Below are 583 nucleotides of genomic sequence, written 5' to 3' on the forward strand. Positions count from 1 at the left end.
CTGGGTGTGCGGCAACATCAGCAGCGGCGATGGCGGCGGCATGGCTCACTTTGGCTTCAGCTACGGCGGAGACATCTCGCACAACTGGATCCTCTTCAACCAGAGCAACAACCCGACGTTGCCCACTTACGGTGGCGGCATCATCGCCCAGGGCGTGCCGCCGGATGGCACGTTCTGCGAAAACTCGGCGGTAGACATTGACTGCGCGCCGCAACTCTCCGATGGCGTCGGCCCGGGCCTCGTGATCGACGGCAACCTGATTGTGGGCAATACCGCCGAAAGCGGTAAAGGCGGCGGCTTGCGCTTGCAGAACATCAACGGGACGGATGTGCAACGTAGCCCGAATAACCGTAACGCCTGGTACGCGGTCAGCGTGATCAACAACATCATCGCGAACAACGTGGCAGGCTGGGCGGGCGGCGGCGTGTCGCTGCAGGACGCGGTGCGAGTGAGCTTCATCAACAACACGGTTATCTCGAACGACTCGACGTCGTCAGCGGGTGTGTTGTTCAACACTGCGCTGGCCGCGCAAGCGAATGTCGGGCCGCCGAACTGCACGACTGTGGGGGCCAATACGACGTGC

At 62.4% G+C, this 583-nt stretch carries 1 protein-coding gene; it reads left to right on the forward strand.

The window, feature by feature from the left end:
• Positions 1-583 (forward strand): hypothetical protein (locus HV670_RS30410; RefSeq protein ID WP_175108599.1); only part of this gene is annotated, 583 nt, incomplete at both ends.

Source organism: Pararobbsia alpina (genome assembly GCF_902859895.1).
Taxonomy (GTDB): Bacteria; Pseudomonadota; Gammaproteobacteria; order Burkholderiales; family Burkholderiaceae; genus Pararobbsia; species Pararobbsia alpina.